Source organism: Bacteroidia bacterium, assembly GCA_033391075.1.
Classification (GTDB): Bacteria; Bacteroidota; Bacteroidia; order J057; family J057; genus JAWPMV01.
Map to the genome: position 1 here is coordinate 6462881 of JAWPMV010000001.1, position 15917 is coordinate 6478797.

The window sequence follows — 15917 nt, forward strand, 5'->3', positions numbered from 1 at the left end:
ACGAGTGTTTTCTCTTCTTAAGGTAAAGAATATGGGCAAATATTGGAAATTAAGTTGAAGTGGCAGCCTCTGCCTTTAATCTTCCTGCCAGCTCTTCTCCTAAAAATTTATCAATTACATAATGGGCTCCGTAGATAGCAGGGGTCAATAATATGGCTGCTGAAACCTTGTAAACATAGTTTACAGTAGCTACCGCAAAAAATAAACTTAAAGACCACTGCGCCGGTCCCAATACAAAAGCAATATATAAAACAACTAAACTATCGATGAGCTGAGATACGATCGTTGATCCTGTTGCCCTAAGCCAGACTTTTGACTCTCCGGTCCAGGAACGAATTTTATGAAAAACGATAACATCCAGAATTTGCCCCAGGAAGAAAGCGACCAAAGACCCCACGATTATCCACATTCCCTGGCCAAAAATATTTCTAAAGGCTTCCTGCATATCCGGAACTCCTTTTTCAGCAAAAGAGCCTACCCACCAATCCGCAGGTGCCAAATTGATCGCACCATAGGCCATAATAAAAGCATAACTGATCAAACCTACGGCCAAATAAGAGAGTAAACGCACTCCTTTTTGCCCATAATATTCATTGATCACATCTGTCATAATAAATACAATGGGCCACAATAAAACGCCAGCTGTAAAGGAAAGGGAACCCTTTTGTCCAAACAAGTTCCAGTTTAGCGGATCCATTCCCAAACTAGCCTCCAGTGCAAATATTTTCACCCCAATAAACTCTGCGATTAGGGCATTGCTTATAAAAAATCCTGCCAGGATGACGAATAGTAGTTGGTCTTTCTTAAACATAGGCTAGAAGGCTATTTCTGCTAGTTACGCATAATCTTTGAGTTTATGCACATCTCCTTCAATAGCAAGAGCGCTCTGAGGAAAAACACTTTGAGCCTCTGCCAGCAATTGGTCCAGATCTTTATAGCGGGCGGAATAGTGGCCCAATAAAAGCTGCTTAACCCCTGCAGCTTTAGCAATACTCGCCGCTTGCATAGCCGTACTATGAGCGGTGGAACGAGCTCGATCTTTCATATCCTCTGTAAAAGTGGATTCGTGATACAGCAGTTTGGTATCTTTTATATAATCCACCAGGGCCTCGTTGTAGCGGGTATCCGAACAATAGGCATAAGATAGAGGAGGCTCGGCAGGGGATAATACCTCATCCGGAGAAATGACCCGTCCATCTTCGAGAGTCACCTCATTCCCTTGTTTCAGAAGGCCAAAGTATTTATTGGGAATTTCCATGGCCTTGGCTTTGTAGAAGTCAAATTTCCGCTTCTTTTTTCCCTCTACAAATCTGAATCCCCGACAAAAAACGCGATGGTCCAGCGGCAACAACTCAACATGAAAGGTCTTATGCTCATAAATGATGTCTCCGGGCTCATACTCTTCCAGCGGAATAAAGTTGAGCTCATAGCCTAAATAACTTTGGGTAAGATCAAAAATGGTTTTAAGTGCCTTTTGGAGATCTGCAGGTCCGAAAAGGTATAAGGGGAAATTTCTTTCGTAAAGACTCAAAGAATTGAGTAAACCCGGTAAACCCAGAATATGATCCCCATGCAAATGGGAAATAAATATAGCGTCCAACCTTGAAAAGCGGACTTTATACTTGAGCAATTGCATTTGGGTGCCTTCCCCACAGTCTATCAAATGATGGCGATCATTGATAGAAACCACCTGTGCAGATGGGTTTCGGGTTGTGGTGGGAATAGCAGCGCTGGTTCCGAGGATTTGAACTTCAAACACTAGGCGTCCTGTGCTTTTTCTCCTTTTTCGTTTAAGATATCATTTTCAACTTCCAGCATATGGATCTCATCGCGAGCTTCTGACTCGGTAGGAAAGATCTTCAATACGGTTTCCAGTTGGGATATCTTTATCAGCTTTTCAACGTGAGGGTTGATATTGGAAATAGCCAATATACCTTGTGCAGCAGCACAGACTCTGTTGGCCGTGAGGATCGAACTTAGGCCCGAACTGTCCACATACTTTACCTCAGAAAGGTTCAGCAATACGTTCCTTACCCCCTGTGCATTGAGGTTGACCATCTCACTTTTCAGAGCAGGGGCAATTTGAGAATCCAACTTCTCTTCCAACAGTTTGATAACTGTATGACGTTCTTCTACACTCTTTTCAAATCTCATATTTCGGGATATCAATAGTTAGTACCCAAAGATAAACAATCTTGGCTATTAGCAACAAATTCAATCTGTCTACTTGAAACATTATAACTTCTTGTGTCTTTTTTTCTCTTCCTGGCTTATCCTCCGTGATTTTTACAAATCTTTTGATAGAAATTAGTCGTAAGAGAGTCTAAGAAATACAGAACATTCTATTTTTTTCACCCTGGTATCATGCTGCAAATAAATTTCATTCCCCTGCTTCTCATTATTTCTGTATTAGGAATCGGATGTGCTACAGATGAACATAAAACCAAAGCCGTTCCTGAAATCAAAGAAGAAGTTCTCACAGAAGAAAGTACTCCTGTCTATATTAGCCTTGAAGAGGACAAGGGTTTTGAGTCTTCAGAATCTTATTTAGAAATCAAAAAAGAAGTACTTAAGCACTCTAATATTTACCGAAAATCTCAAAAAAGAAAAACCTTAAGTGTAAGGTCTGAGTTAAATAAAATTGCCCAAAAGCATAGCGATGATATGGCCGCTGGCAGGGTTGATTTTTCCCATGCTGGTTTTCAAAAGCGATTCAACGAAGTGAAGAAATATGCTACCTTCCCGGTGAGTGTAGCCGAAAATCTCTATGCTACCACAGATCCCAGAGGCGTAGGGGAGGAGGCTGTAAAAGCGTGGATTCTTAGCCCGGGCCATAAGAAAAACTTAAGAGGTAAATTCATTTATTCCGGAATTGGCGTATCAAAATCTTCCTCAGGTGAATTTTTTGTCGTACAATTGTATGTCGGAAAAAGTAATAAGTGATGATCCTTGAACTCGGTACAGAAAAGATTCCCTGTAAAATAGAGAAGACCAGAGGTCGAAGGACAAATATTAGCTTCCGAAACGACCAATCTGTACTGATCATCCGCACACCCGGCGGCAAATTTACTCCTCAAGTCCAGGAATTTCTGTATAAAAATGAAGCCTGGATTCTCAAGAATTTTAAAAAACAAAAAGGGAAACTCTCTCAGAGAGATGAATTCCTGAAAAAACTAGATCGGGGTATCGTTCCATATTTGGGCGAAACCTATGGGATAGAATTTCTTCTGGATTCAAAAAGATGGGTACAAAGAGAGGAAGAAGAAAAGAAGATATACATCTATATGCTCAAGAAGGACAGTCCTGAAATGCGGATGTCCTTGCTTTATGGAGCGCTTCGAAGTCTCGCTAAGTCCCATTTGGAAAGAAGAACCATCGAATTAGCCAAGGCAACCGATTCGAAAATAAATCAAATCCGCACCAAAGACCTGAAAAGTAAATGGGGCAGCTGTAGTTCAAAAAGAAACATAAATTTAAATTGGCACCTGATTCTCCTTCCACCTCCCATCGTGGATTATGTGATTATCCATGAACTCATGCACTTGAGAGAGATGAATCATAGTGCGAGTTTCTGGAATTGGGTCGCACATTATTATCCCAAGTATAAAATGGCCGAAAAGAGCTTGAAGCAAAATCAGTGGATGATCGGCGTAATGGAACAGTAGCTCAAAAATACATGGCAACTAGCAAAAAGAAATATATAAGCAGCCTTAAGGATCTCATCCTCTTTGAAGATGAGCATATCATCGTAGTCAATAAGCCGCTGGATATGGCGAGTCTGGATGACAAACAAGCCAGGAACCTGATCGGTTTGGCCAGAAAATATCAGGAAGATATCCAACTGTGTCATAGATTGGATAAAAATACTTCCGGCGTATTATTGATGGCTAAAGATTCAGAAAGCTATCGGTCAATGGCTTTACAATTTCAAAAAAGACAGGTAGACAAAACCTACCATGCCCTCGTGGCAGGGATACATCGATTTGAAGAAGAAGAAGTCGATCTCCCTTTACTCGTAAGTACCAATAAGCGAGTAACAGTCCACAAACAGGAAGGGAAAAAAGCCACTACCCTCGTATCCAGCATAGAGCAGTTCCGAAATTTCACCCTGCTTTCCTGTAAACCTGTTACGGGCCGTATGCACCAGATTCGAGTTCACCTCAAAGCTTTGGGATGCCCCATTGTGGGAGATATTCTCTATGGAGGGATAGACATTATGCTTTCCAGACTTAAAAGAAACTACCGCTCCAGCAATCGAAAGGAAGAGAAAGCCCTCAATCATGGATACTTATTGCATGCCCATAGCCTGAGTTTTGCTCATCCACATTCTGGAGAAAAAGTAAGCTTTACTGCAGAGGCACCTAAAAATTTCCAGGTCGTATTAAAGATGCTGCGTAAATATAATAGCTAAGCCCAGGCTAATTCCTTTCTATGTAACATTTGCAAAGCAAGTGATTTAGAGCTTCTGTATATATTATTCATATTGGTATATACGGAAGATCAAACAAATCTTGATGGACTCTTCTATCTGATTCTTTAATCCCTTGTATTGAAGGAAAAGCTCGCACACATATTAACACCAACGGCACTCTTAGAGTTAGCACTTAGCTTTAGTCAGGAGGAAGATCATAATCATAATCTATCCAACTTCCTGAAGACTCTCTGCAAGCTAACAGATCTCTCATATGCGTCAATCTGGATTCAACATAATGAAAGATCCCAGGCAATTTTGCGTGCTTCATATCCCTCAGATAGAACAAAGATCTTCCGACTAGCAATTCCCAATCTTGCAAAAGAATGGAGCATTCTTTCAGAAGAAGAAAGACCTCTGGAGATTCAGGAACACTCAAAGGAAGAAAACCTGGCTGTTTTCTCATTTCCCGGAACCGGATTCCTTGTTTTACATAAAGCCAAAAGGGGAGGAGCTTTTAGAATCGAAGAGTTGGAACAACTTAAGCCTGTCTTAAAAAATTTCGGCCAATTTCTAAAAGCAGACATTTCTCATCAGCGATATAAAAATGAATCCTTTGAGAAAGCATTCTACGCGACGCGACTTCAGTCGATGATAGATTATGCTTTAGACGGATTCATTATTATCAATGCTGATGCTGAAATATTGGATTGGAATCCCAGAGCAGAAGAAATTTTGGGTTGGCAAAAGGAGGAAGTTATCGGACAAAAACTGGATAAATTCATAGATCCTTTCAATTATTGCGATATACACCTAAAAGTCATCAACAAATTTTTGAGGCAGATAGATAGGGAGACTGCAAAGCAGGATTTGGAACTGGAAACCAAAAACAAAGCTGGGAAGAACTTAAGCTTGAGCCTCAACTTCGTTCGCGTTGAAACAAAAGACCTTCCTGTTTACTATGGATACATCCGGGACATCACGCGACAAAAGATAGAAGAAGGCAAGCAAAATGAACTCCTGGAAAAACTGGAGGAGGCGAATAAGGAGCTTAAAGATTTTGCTCATGTCGTTTCCCATGATTTGAAAGCTCCTTTGCGATCTATCAAAATGCTTTCAGACTGGATAGGTGAAGATTATGCAGACGAGTTAGGAGCAGAGGGGAAAGAGCAATTTGAGCTGCTAAAAAGCAAAGTGGACCATATGAAGGATCTCATAAACGGGATTTTGGAATACTCTCAGATGGGAAGGAGGAATTCGGAGGAAAAGGTCATTAACTTAGCTAAACTGCTGGAAGGTATGATCGATATTCTTGCACCTCCAGATCATATCGAAATAAAGCTAGCCAGCAATCTTCCCCATATCCGGATAAATGAGGTCAGCATCAATCAGGTTTTTCAGAACCTCCTTTCCAATTCTATCAAATATATGGATAAAGAAGAGGGAAAGATCGAAATCGGTTTTAAGGAAAGTCGAAACAGACTTACTTTCTGGCTCAAAGACAATGGACCTGGAATAGCCAAAAAAGACTTTCAAAAAATATTCAGGATTTTTGAAACCTTAGGCAATAAGTCCTTTGAGTCCACAGGCGTGGGACTAGCCATTGTAAAGAAAATTCTTTCCAATTATAATGGTAAAATTTGGCTGGAGTCAGAAGCAGGTGAAGGCTCGACCTTTTTCTTTAGCCTACCGAAAAACCGTAAAGTACATCCTGATAAATTGCAGCAAATAGATTCCTAGTAATCTCTAGGATACTGCATGTACTGAGCTTCTGCTAATCTTGGCTTCAAAATCCGACCTGAATCTTTTGATGGTATTCCGAACAGGCCAGGCTGCAGCATCTGCTAAAGCACATACCGTCTTTCCTTCCATCGTATCGCATAGCTCCAACAAAATATCGAGGTCCCTCATTTCTCCATGACCTGCATCGATCTTCTTGAGCATCTTTACAAACCAGCCGGTTCCCTCTCTACAAGGAGTACACTGGCCGCAAGACTCATGATCATAAAACTTTGCAATGCGAATCAGGAATTTAACGATATCGGTATCTTCATCCAGGATACACATACCGGCTGTACCGACAAAGGTTCCTACCGTTCGAAGAGAGTCTGCGTCCATGGTTATGCCTTCTATCATTTCTGCAGTCAGAATAGGTACAGAAGAACCTCCGGGAACGACAGCTTTTAGTTTTTTACCTCCTTTGATACCTCCAGCAACCTTATAGATAAGATCAGAGAGAAGCATCCCTGATGGGTATTCATACACCCCTGGACGGTTTACATGCCCAGCAATCCCATAGAGCATCGGCCCCGGGAAAGTAGGACATCCAATTGAGAGATAATTGTCTGCGGTATTATTGATCACATAAGGTACATGAGCAACCGTCTCGACATTGTTAATTGTGGTGGGTTTTCCCCAAAGCCCTATTTGCGCAGGGAAGGGAGGTTTGGAGCGTGGGTATGGCCTATTGCCTTCGAGAGACTCCATAAGAGATGTTTCTTCTCCACAGATATAGGCTCCTGCTCCTCGGTGAACAAAGACATCGATGTTTTCCCCACTCTTCAAGATATTTTTCCCGGCATATCCTTTTTTATAAGCCTGATCAACCGCATCCTGAACCATATCGATCCAGTCTACATATTCACCACGGATATAGATATAGGCAGCATCCATTTCCATAGCATAACAGGCAATCAAGGCACCTTCGATGATTGCGTGAGGATTGTATTCAAATAATCTTCTGTCTTTGTGAGTTCCGGGTTCTGATTCGTCCCCGTTTACAGCCAGATAGCGTGGCACTCCTTCTTGTTTAGGAGGCATAAAGGACCATTTCAATCCCGCATTAAATCCTGCCCCTCCACGTCCTCGGATATTGGCTTTCTTTACCTCATCAACTACGGCTTTACGATCCCACTTCTTCTGTTTCAATACGGTCTTCAGGGCCTTATAACCGTCCCCTTTGGATTCGTAAACAGAAATGTCATGAAAATCTGGAATGTCTGGTAGTAGTATTTTCTTGTAGTTTCTCCAGTCGCCTGCCATAATTATTCAGCTTCTATTGATGAGTGAATATGTAATGAAAGATCATTACTCACATCCCTTCGGGATTGTTATAAGAGAATGAATCAATCTGTCTTACACGAACAAATGATCTTTCGAACAAGTGAAGTTAAGGATTTTTTAGAATAGATCAACTGGCTTATGACAAAAGGCCTGGAGAGTCATCTGGAACCGTAACCGGCTTGCTAAGTCTTTCGTGGCGAGCCTGAAATTTATTCTGAAAGATGAGGATACTGATTATGCCCAGGCTGATCGCGACATCAGCAATATTAAAGATGGGAGAGGTATAGCCTCCATCGCCAAAATTGAAGATAAACATATCGACTACCTGTCCCTGAAATAGGCCTCCTTCATAGAGGTTGTTGCTAGCGAAAAAGACCCCATAAAAAAGGCGATCAATAATATTCCCTGTTGCTCCTCCTAAAATTATAGCAATAAAAACAGGCAGCAGGGATTTGTGACGGGAAAACTTTTTCAGAACCAGGATCAGTCCTAGAATTGCCAATAAGGAAAAAATACTCAGGATGAGTTTTCCAGTATAAGGGGAAAGACTCAAACCAATTGATTCCGATATTTCGCTAAGCGTCAAGCCAAAAGCAAAGCCATTATTTTCGGCAAAATAAAGACTCAGCCAATTCCCCAGTAGAGGAATCTCTTCACCTAGATACATCGAATTTTTAACTGAGACCTTAACCCATTGATCGAGGAGTAGAACTCCCAGGCTAATGCTCAGATATCGACGCATAAAAAATTTACTTGGTGGTCAAATGGGTATCGTCCGGGGTATCAGCTTCCGGTTTTTCTGCAGGAGAAATAGTTTTTTCTTCTTTTTTCTCTGCTTCCTTTGCCGTCTCAGCTTCGGAAGTTTCTCCACTTATTCCTCTTGCTTCTTCATCCATTTTGAAGAACTTTCCCTGAAAAATCAATAAGACGATAATACCGACAGTAATGGCCGAATCAGCAATATTGAAGATCGGCCAAAGATGGTAGTAGCCTCCTCCCATAAAGTCCGGTAAGGATACGTTCCCAATATCAAAGTAGAACATATCGACTACCCGGCCATAGAAAAGGCCACCACTGTAATCATTGATATCAGAAAAGAAGAGTCCGTAAAAGGTCCGATCTATGATATTCCCCATTGCTCCCCCAAAGATCAAAGCTACGAAATAGGGGAGAGGAGATTTGTGAGTAGCCAATTTATACAGGACGTATCCTATAGCTGCTACTGCTATGATAGAGAAAATCGACAGGATCAGCTTCCCGGTCGTTTCCGACATATCACCTCCAAAGAGCTTGACGAGTTTAGGGACGGTTAAGCCAAAGGCTGCGCCCCTGTTCTCTATGAAATGTATCTTAAAAAGATCGCCTATTACATGAATTTGTCCGGCTACCCCTTTCTCCATATTCAGCTTTACGATGACCTTGAGGATCTGATCGAAAGCGACTATAAGTCCAGCAATTAAAAAATACTTCTTGGCAGCCTTAAACGAGTTCTCCTTCATTATGGATTGAGTATTTACCTTCTTCTATCGGCGTTGCTTTGATTCATTTTAGCAGCAACGGTGGTTGTCGCATGAGGAACTACTCTCAAACGTTCGGGTGGAATAAGTTCACCTGAGATCCGGCAAATACCATAGGTACCGTTCTCTATACGGACCATCGCTTTCTCCAACTTGTCAATAAATTTAGATTGACGAGCCATCAATACTTCGATGTTCTCTTTTTCACGGCTTTCATTGCCGTATTCGGTGAAATTGATGCTATCCGCGGAACTTCCACTAAATTCCCTTAAGCTATCAGCCTGCTTCTTATGTTCAGCGCGTGCAGACTCTAATTTTTGAGTAATAATTTGGCGAAATTCTTCTAGCTCAGATCTGCTATAAAATTTCTTTTCCATACTTTTTTCCATGTTCATACAGTTTAGTAAATAGTAGAATGAAAAAAGAGCACTACCCAGACGTTGCCAGGCGGGTTAGGGAAATATGCCCCCTAATTCCATTTATTTCAACTTCATCTGCACCTGCTTCCAGGTCCCTGAGCCACAGGTTTTCTCCCAGGGTTTCTTTACAGATGTAGCTCGTAAACTCATTTACAGCATCACTCCAGTCATCATTGTCTGATATTACGATATCGATTCTATCAGTCAACTCAAATCCTTTGGATTTGCGAAGATTCTGGATGCGATTCACAAATTCTCTGGCAATACCTTCTTGTTTCAAAGACTCTGTCAAGGTAACATCCAGGGCGACGGTATAAATTCCATCAGAGGCCACAGACCAGCCCGGGATATCTTCACTCAGTACTTCTACATCAGATAATTCTATGACGAAAGTTCCGGTAGAAAGTTCCAAATTTGCTTGACCTTTTACTTCCAGATCCCGGATATCTTCCTGAGAAAATTTTGCCAAAGCCGGACCTATTTCTTTGATCAACGGACCAACCTTTGGACCCAGAGACCGAAAGTTCGGCTTCATCTTCTTTACAAGGATTGAATTATCTCCAGTTATGTATTCAATTTGCTTCATATTTACCTCATTTGCAACTAAATCTTTGACTCTAGCTAACTCATCCTCTCCCAATTCAGGGTCCATGATAGCCACCATCGCCTTGGCCAAAGGCTGACGAACTTTGAGCTTTTCTTTACGTCGCAAGCTGAGTATCAGGCTGGTAAGCTTTTGAGCCATCTCCATCCTTTTTTCAGCATCGAGGTCGATTTCTTCCTCTATTACTTCAGGAATTCTTGATATATGTACACTCTCATATGAGGCTCCTCCTGTCAAATCTTTGTATACTTTTTCCGCAAAAAAAGGCGCAAAAGGACTCATCAGAATAGCCACTTTCTCCAGACATTCATACAAAGTCTGGAAGGCATTTACATCCCCTTCCCAGAAACGTCTTCTGGACAGACGAACGTACCAGTTAGAGAGTTGTTCGTTGACAAAATAATCTATGGCGCGAACGGTACGTGTCGGTTCGTAATCATCCATAAATTCCTGAACTTTCTTCACCAGAGAGTTCCCGACAGAGATGATCCATTGGTCCAATTCGCTGCGATCAGCTACCGGGATTCTTTCCCCATAACTGAAGTCAGCGATGTTGGCATAGATCGCGAAGAAATTGTAGGTATTGAAAAGGGTACCAAAGTACTTACGCTGTACTTCCTGAACCCCTTGCAGGTCAAATTTTAGATTATCCCAGGGCTGTGCGTTGCCGATCATGTACCATCGGGTCGCATCAGCACCATAGGTATTGATGGTTTTGAAAGGATCTATTACGTTTCCGACCCTTTTTGACATCTTTTTCCCCTCTTTATCGAGCAGAAGTCCCGTAGATATTACGTTTTTGAATGCAACACTGTCTTCCAGCATGACCGCTATGGCATGCAAGGTAAAGAACCATCCACGGGTTTGGTCCACCCCTTCAGAGATAAAATCGGCGGGAAAGCTTTCCTTAAAGACTTCCTGATTTTCGAAAGGGTAGTGCCATTGGGCAAAAGGCATGGCACCAGAATCAAACCATACGTCGATTAGGTCTGGTTCGCGATGCATAGCTTGACCGCTTTCACTTACCAATACCAAATTATCTACATCCGGCTTATGAAGATCAAGTTCCTCAAAGAAATCATCCAAACCAGCCTGACTCATATGCCCGGCAGCGATAGACTTTTCTACTTCCGTCCTCAGTTCTTCAACCGATCCTATGCACTTTCTTTCTTTTCCATCCTCTGTACTCCAAACAGGTAGCGGAACTCCCCAGAAACGAGAACGGGAAAGGTTCCAGTCCACCAGGTTTTCCAACCAGTTTCCAAAACGACCCGTCCCGGTAGATTTGGGTTTCCAGTTGATCGTATTGTTGTGCTCGATCAGCTTATCCTTCACTGCAGTGGTCTGGATAAACCAGCTATCCAGCGGATAATACAATACGGGTCTGTCAGTTCTCCAGCAATGCGGGTAACTGTGGACATATTTTTCAACCTTGAAGGCTTTATTTTCTGTTTTGAGTTTGATGGCGATATCTACATCCAGCGAGCGGGGCTCATCCTGTCCGTAGTCTTTCACATAGCGATCCGCAAATTCGCCCATTTCTTTTACATACTTCCCTTGCTTATTTACAATGGGAGCATCATTGCCATCCTCATCTTTCACCAATAGAGCAGCTATCCCATTTTGCTTGGCAACAAAAAAGTCATCCGAACCAAAAGTAGGGGCCGTGTGAACAATCCCTGTACCGTCTTCTGTAGAAACAAAATCTCCGAGTACCACTTCGAAAGCTTTGCCTTCCGGCTGAACGTATGGCATCAATTGCTCATATTTCATCCCGGCAATATCTTTCCCCTTCATTTCAGACACCACCTGATAGGGGATAAGCTTGTCTCCCTCGGCGTAATCTTCCAAAGCCAGCTCAGCAGCCTTCTCATTGAAGTACTTATGCATGAGGTCTTTGGCAAGGATTACTTTTATCCGTTTGTGGGTGTAAGGATTGAAAGTATCAACCTTTACATAGGTGATATTCTTCCCCGCAGCCAAAGCCGTGTTTGCTGGCAGTGTCCAGGGAGTCGTCGTCCAAGCAAGGAAGTATTCGTCCTCCGTCCCTTCAATCTTAAACTGTGCGGTAACACTGGTATCGGTGATCTCCTTATAGGCACCGGGCATATTGAGTTCATGAGAACTCAAACCAGTTCCAGCTGCAGGAGAATAAGGCTGGATAGTAAATCCTTTATACAAATAGCCTTTGTCCCAGATCCTCTTTAGGAGATTCCAGACAGACTCTATGTAGTTATTTTCGAAGGTAACATAAGGATCATCGAGATCTACCCAGTATCCCATGATACGGGTCAGGTCATCCCAAAGGTCCTTAAACTCCAATACATCATGCCTACAAGCGGCATTGTATTCTTTAATTGAAATCGTTTTTCCTATATCTTCTTTGGTAATACCTAAACGCTTCTCTACCTGCAATTCTACGGGTAGTCCGTGGGTATCCCATCCTCCTTTCCGCTTTACTTGAAAGCCTTGAAGAGTTTTGTAGCGACAGACAAGATCCTTAATGGTTCTTGCAATCACGTGATGGATCCCCGGCTTTCCATTAGCAGAAGGTGGACCTTCATAGAAGGTAAAACTCGGTTGACCCTCGCGACTGGAGATACTTTTGTCGAAAGTTCCTTCTTTCTCCCACAATTCGAGTATCTCTTTGTCTATTTCCGGCAAGGACAACTTTTTGTACTCCGGGTATCGTTTGGACATAGAAAATTATAACTTGTTGGCAAAGCTGAGGTAACATTTTTGCACCCAGGCTTTACACTCATTCTATAGCATCTGAAAATTGAGGTGCAAATATAAGAAAAGCCCTTAAATTTTGCTTAGGGCTAAAAGGAATTCTTTCAGGCATCCATTTTAAAGCTGGCTTGTCATTAAAGCACCCCTCTATTTTCTTCAAACAATTACATTTTAAACTTTCACAAATGACACAGAAGCAGTATCTCATTTATGTCTTGATTCTACCCCTTATCCTTTTTAGCAGCTGCATCCCAAGTAAGCAACTCAAAATGCACCGCCAGGCACTACGAAGCATTGTTTCCAGTCCCATGAGTCCTGAAGACAAGTTTGATGCCTTTGCACAAATCACAGCAGATGTACTCGACGAAGCTACCAGCTTAAATTCACCAGTAAAGACTTATCGCTACCTCAACAAATTCTCCAATCAAAATGACCGCGAATTAGGAATCCTTCTCAATGAACTGGAACCCTGGCAGGCAAATATGAGTTTTAAGCAAAAAGCCAACTTTGCTAAAAATGCCGTTACAAAACCTTATGGAAGGAAACTGGTTAGATTGGTGCCGAAGGTGACGAAAATGATGGCCAATGGGGAGTACAAAATCGGCAAGATGGAACAGGTCCTTCTCTTATTTAAGCTGAGGAAAGTTCTGAAATAAATTTTATATATAATTTTTTCTATATAAACATCCAAAAGGCTCCATTAGTTCGTATCTTGAGAAAGGTGATATAATGGAGCCTATTTTTGATCCAGTACCGTGTCAAAGTCTTCTGCTATCACTACCGATGAAAAGATTATTGAGCTATTGCAGCGCAATGATCAGAAGGTGATTCAGTTGATCTATGAGAATTATTCTCATAACCTTTTCAATATCATTTATCGAGTAGTAAAGGATCAAAGCATGGCACAGGATGTCTTTCAGGAGGTGATGGTGAAAGTGTGGAGAAAGGGACACTATTATGAGCGCAGCAAGGGGAGTTTGTATACCTGGTTGGTGAGTGTATGTCGAAATGCAGCCATAGATAAAACCCGATCCCGGGAATTTATCAAGGCCATGAAGACAGCAAGTCCGGAAGAAATCGTGGAGAGGAATGAGCACTCAGAACAGAAGCTAGAAAAACAGGAGCAGGTACAGGAAATGCTCAGGCGTTTACCTGAAAAACAAAAACTCATTGTGGATATGGCATATCTTCAGGGTTATACCCAGGAAGAAATCGCCAATAAATTGGATATCCCTTTGGGTACTGTAAAGACGAGGATTAGATTAGCGCTTAAACATCTGAGAAATACCGTTCAGAAGTGAATGTTGAATCATACATAGAATCCGGAGTATTAGAAGCCTATGTAGGCGGCTTTTTATCTGATGCCGAAAATAAAGAGGTAGATCAGATGGCCGAGAAGTATCCGGAGATCAAAGAGGAGATCGAGAAGATCCAGAAAGCTGTGCGTATATATGCCCAGCAAAATGAATCAGCCGTTCAGCCGCCTTCTCTGGACAGCATCATAATGAATTTAGCCGAGGAAGGGGAGGAACAGGCAGCTGAAGAAAAAATCAAAAGTCCCAATTGGATGCCTTACGCACTTGCAGCGGCAATCACTTTATTCCTCTTAAGTTCCTTTTTCGCTTTCAACTTATATCAGGACATGCAAGCTCTGAGGTCTGAAGTTGCCAGCTTATCTGACAGGACCGAGAACCTCGAACAAGAGAAAAACTATATCTCCGAACAATATGCAGCTCTACGTCAAAATCCCATTGTTATAGAGCAGCATCAGAAGATCATCAATGATCCTGCGAGTATTCCGATCATTATGACGGGTTTGGAATCAGCTCCAGATTCCAAAGTTCATGTCTTCTGGCATAGTACATCCAAAGATGTTTACCTCCTCATCGATGAGCTCCCCGAACCTCCCAAAGATCATCAATATCAACTCTGGGCCATTATCGATGGAGTTTCCCTCGATGCAGGAATTTTCGACCACCATAGCAAAATGCAGAAACTTCGGCACGTAGAAGGTAAGGTAAGTGCTTTTGCAGTTACGCTGGAAGAAGCGGGAGGAAGTCCGACACCGAGACTGGATCGCATGTATGTGAAGGGGGAGTTGAAGGAAGCATAAGAAAGTGTTAGGGTGTTTGAGTATTAGTGTGCCAGGGTAGGAATTGTAGATTTTCGCTAATACCCTAACACACAAATACACTAAAACTTCTCTAAGTAGGCCTTCCTCAATGCTTCTGTAGCTTCAAGCATTTCCTTTTTTGCAAATCGCTGTGTCAACATGATCCTGGGCGTATCTCGACTATTCGGAGCTACCGTATGAAGAATTCTCAAATCCATCAAATAGACATCCGTCGGCTTTCCATGCATTTCGACTACTTGAACACTTCCTCCTTTATCGCTTAGGGTCTCTTCCATAAGTGAGGTGCGATTGGGATATTCTTTGGACCAAAGATTTCGAAAAAAGGCCTGCTTTTTCAATACACTTCTCAGGGCTTTCGGTTTGAAATGGGAAAGCTCGTCTAATTGACGATGAGATCCAGCTACCGCCAACGTGCCTCCTCCTCCGGGTCGTACTTCGGTCAGAAAGCCAAACATTTGTATTCCCTGTAAGCCCGTGTTCGGAATCTGTGGCAAATCCAGGTGCCAGGTAGTCGCAGGAACCTCCCATTTGGAAGTATCCGGAACAGAGATCAGGGACTGGAACTTCATCCACGGAATGGCATCTTCGCCCATCAATTGTGAAATCACTTCGAGTAAATCTGAAGTCAGTAAAGATTTGAAAGGCTTGAGGCTTCCCAGCTCTTTATTGAAAACTTTGTTGGCTTTCGGAAAGGATAAGTCTTGCACGGATTCATAGTTCCACTTTCCGTTTTGGTGAAACTTGTTGATCTTTTCAAGGGCTATTTGCTGAGCCTCATCTGCAATGCCTGCAGGAATGAAATTCTTCAGCCGAAGAATGCCTCTTTCTGTGAATTCCTGTATTTGTTCTTGGTCTAGCTTCATGGCTAAAGGGATTTATAGATACTGTATACCTATGCCCAAACAGTCCTGTCCTTGCGAGTCGAAATCTCCGGCGAAGCAATCTCCTTGAAATCAAATAAGCTTTTAAATCAAGGGGATTGCCGCGCTCTTGTTAAGAGCTCGCAATGACAGTTTGTTTTGCCTATCCTTTAATT

General features: G+C 42.2%; 16 protein-coding genes. 7 read left to right on the plus strand and 9 right to left on the minus strand.

The genetic code is table 11. The features are described from left to right. Positions 1-49: 49 nt before the first annotated feature. Genes R8P61_25845 through R8P61_25855 form a run of 3 tightly spaced genes read right to left on the minus strand, consistent with a single transcriptional unit; the run spans position 50 to position 2154 of the window. Positions 50-811: a queuosine precursor transporter gene (locus tag R8P61_25845; GenBank protein MDW3650524.1), complete on the minus strand. Its 762-nt coding sequence runs from the start codon at positions 809-811 to the stop codon at positions 50-52. Positions 812-835: 24 nt separating this feature from the next. Continuing rightward, positions 836-1759, minus strand: a complete 924-nt coding sequence (locus tag R8P61_25850) for a ribonuclease Z (protein MDW3650525.1) — start codon at positions 1757-1759, stop codon at positions 836-838. Continuing rightward, entirely contained in the window at positions 1759-2154 is a 396-nt protein-coding gene (locus R8P61_25855; protein MDW3650526.1) for an STAS domain-containing protein, read from the minus strand. Before R8P61_25855 ends, R8P61_25850 begins: the two co-directional genes overlap by 1 nt. A 210-nt stretch (positions 2155-2364) precedes the next feature. On the opposite strand from R8P61_25855, the gene R8P61_25860 reads away from it, so the two are divergent. The 4 genes from R8P61_25860 to R8P61_25875 all read left to right on the plus strand — a co-directional run bounded on the left by R8P61_25860 (position 2365) and on the right by R8P61_25875 (position 6151). Continuing rightward, positions 2365-2943, plus strand: coding sequence for a CAP domain-containing protein (locus R8P61_25860; protein MDW3650527.1), 579 nt, complete (start codon positions 2365-2367; stop codon positions 2941-2943). Next, positions 2943-3665, plus strand: coding sequence for a SprT family zinc-dependent metalloprotease (locus R8P61_25865; protein ID MDW3650528.1), 723 nt, complete (start codon positions 2943-2945; stop codon positions 3663-3665). The genes R8P61_25860 and R8P61_25865 overlap by 1 nt, the downstream gene beginning before the upstream one ends. Positions 3666-3676: 11 nt before the next feature. Further along, entirely contained in the window at positions 3677-4411 is a 735-nt protein-coding gene (locus R8P61_25870) for an RluA family pseudouridine synthase (protein ID MDW3650529.1), read from the plus strand. A gap of 138 nt (positions 4412-4549) precedes the next feature. Continuing rightward, positions 4550-6151, plus strand: coding sequence for an ATP-binding protein (locus tag R8P61_25875; protein MDW3650530.1), 1602 nt, complete (start codon positions 4550-4552; stop codon positions 6149-6151). A 6-nt stretch (positions 6152-6157) separates the two neighbouring features. Here R8P61_25875 and nuoF read toward each other — a convergent pair whose 3' ends face one another. The 5 genes from nuoF to ileS all read right to left on the minus strand — a co-directional run bounded on the left by nuoF (position 6158) and on the right by ileS (position 12714). Next, complete coding sequence (gene nuoF, locus R8P61_25880) at positions 6158-7453, minus strand: NADH-quinone oxidoreductase subunit NuoF (protein MDW3650531.1); 1296 nt, start codon at positions 7451-7453, stop codon at positions 6158-6160. A 157-nt stretch (positions 7454-7610) separates the two neighbouring features. Further along, a complete protein-coding gene (locus R8P61_25885) occupies positions 7611-8216 on the minus strand; it encodes a signal peptidase II (protein MDW3650532.1) in 606 nt (201 codons plus the stop codon). A 7-nt stretch (positions 8217-8223) separates the two neighbouring features. Continuing rightward, entirely contained in the window at positions 8224-8973 is a 750-nt protein-coding gene (locus tag R8P61_25890) for a signal peptidase II (protein ID MDW3650533.1), read from the minus strand. 14 nt (positions 8974-8987) lie between these two features. After that, complete coding sequence (locus R8P61_25895) at positions 8988-9380, minus strand: TraR/DksA C4-type zinc finger protein (GenBank protein ID MDW3650534.1); 393 nt, start codon at positions 9378-9380, stop codon at positions 8988-8990. 40 nt (positions 9381-9420) lie between these two features. Beyond that, positions 9421-12714 (minus strand): isoleucine--tRNA ligase, encoded by a 3294-nt coding sequence (ileS, locus tag R8P61_25900; protein ID MDW3650535.1) that lies wholly within the window; start codon positions 12712-12714, stop codon positions 9421-9423. A 218-nt stretch (positions 12715-12932) separates the two neighbouring features. On the opposite strand from ileS, the gene R8P61_25905 reads away from it, so the two are divergent. The 3 genes from R8P61_25905 (at position 12933) to R8P61_25915 (ending at position 14860) form a co-directional block, all read left to right on the plus strand. After that, complete coding sequence (locus R8P61_25905) at positions 12933-13403, plus strand: hypothetical protein (GenBank protein MDW3650536.1); 471 nt, start codon at positions 12933-12935, stop codon at positions 13401-13403. A 99-nt stretch (positions 13404-13502) separates the two neighbouring features. Then, complete coding sequence (locus R8P61_25910; GenBank protein ID MDW3650537.1) at positions 13503-14048, plus strand: sigma-70 family RNA polymerase sigma factor; 546 nt, start codon at positions 13503-13505, stop codon at positions 14046-14048. Then, positions 14045-14860, plus strand: coding sequence for an anti-sigma factor (locus tag R8P61_25915; GenBank protein MDW3650538.1), 816 nt, complete (start codon positions 14045-14047; stop codon positions 14858-14860). The genes R8P61_25910 and R8P61_25915 overlap by 4 nt, the downstream gene beginning before the upstream one ends. Before the next feature lie 80 nt (positions 14861-14940). Here the strand turns inward: R8P61_25915 and R8P61_25920 are convergent, their stop codons facing one another. Next, positions 14941-15744 (minus strand): phytanoyl-CoA dioxygenase family protein, encoded by an 804-nt coding sequence (locus tag R8P61_25920; GenBank protein MDW3650539.1) that lies wholly within the window; start codon positions 15742-15744, stop codon positions 14941-14943. Positions 15745-15917 lie beyond the last annotated feature (173 nt).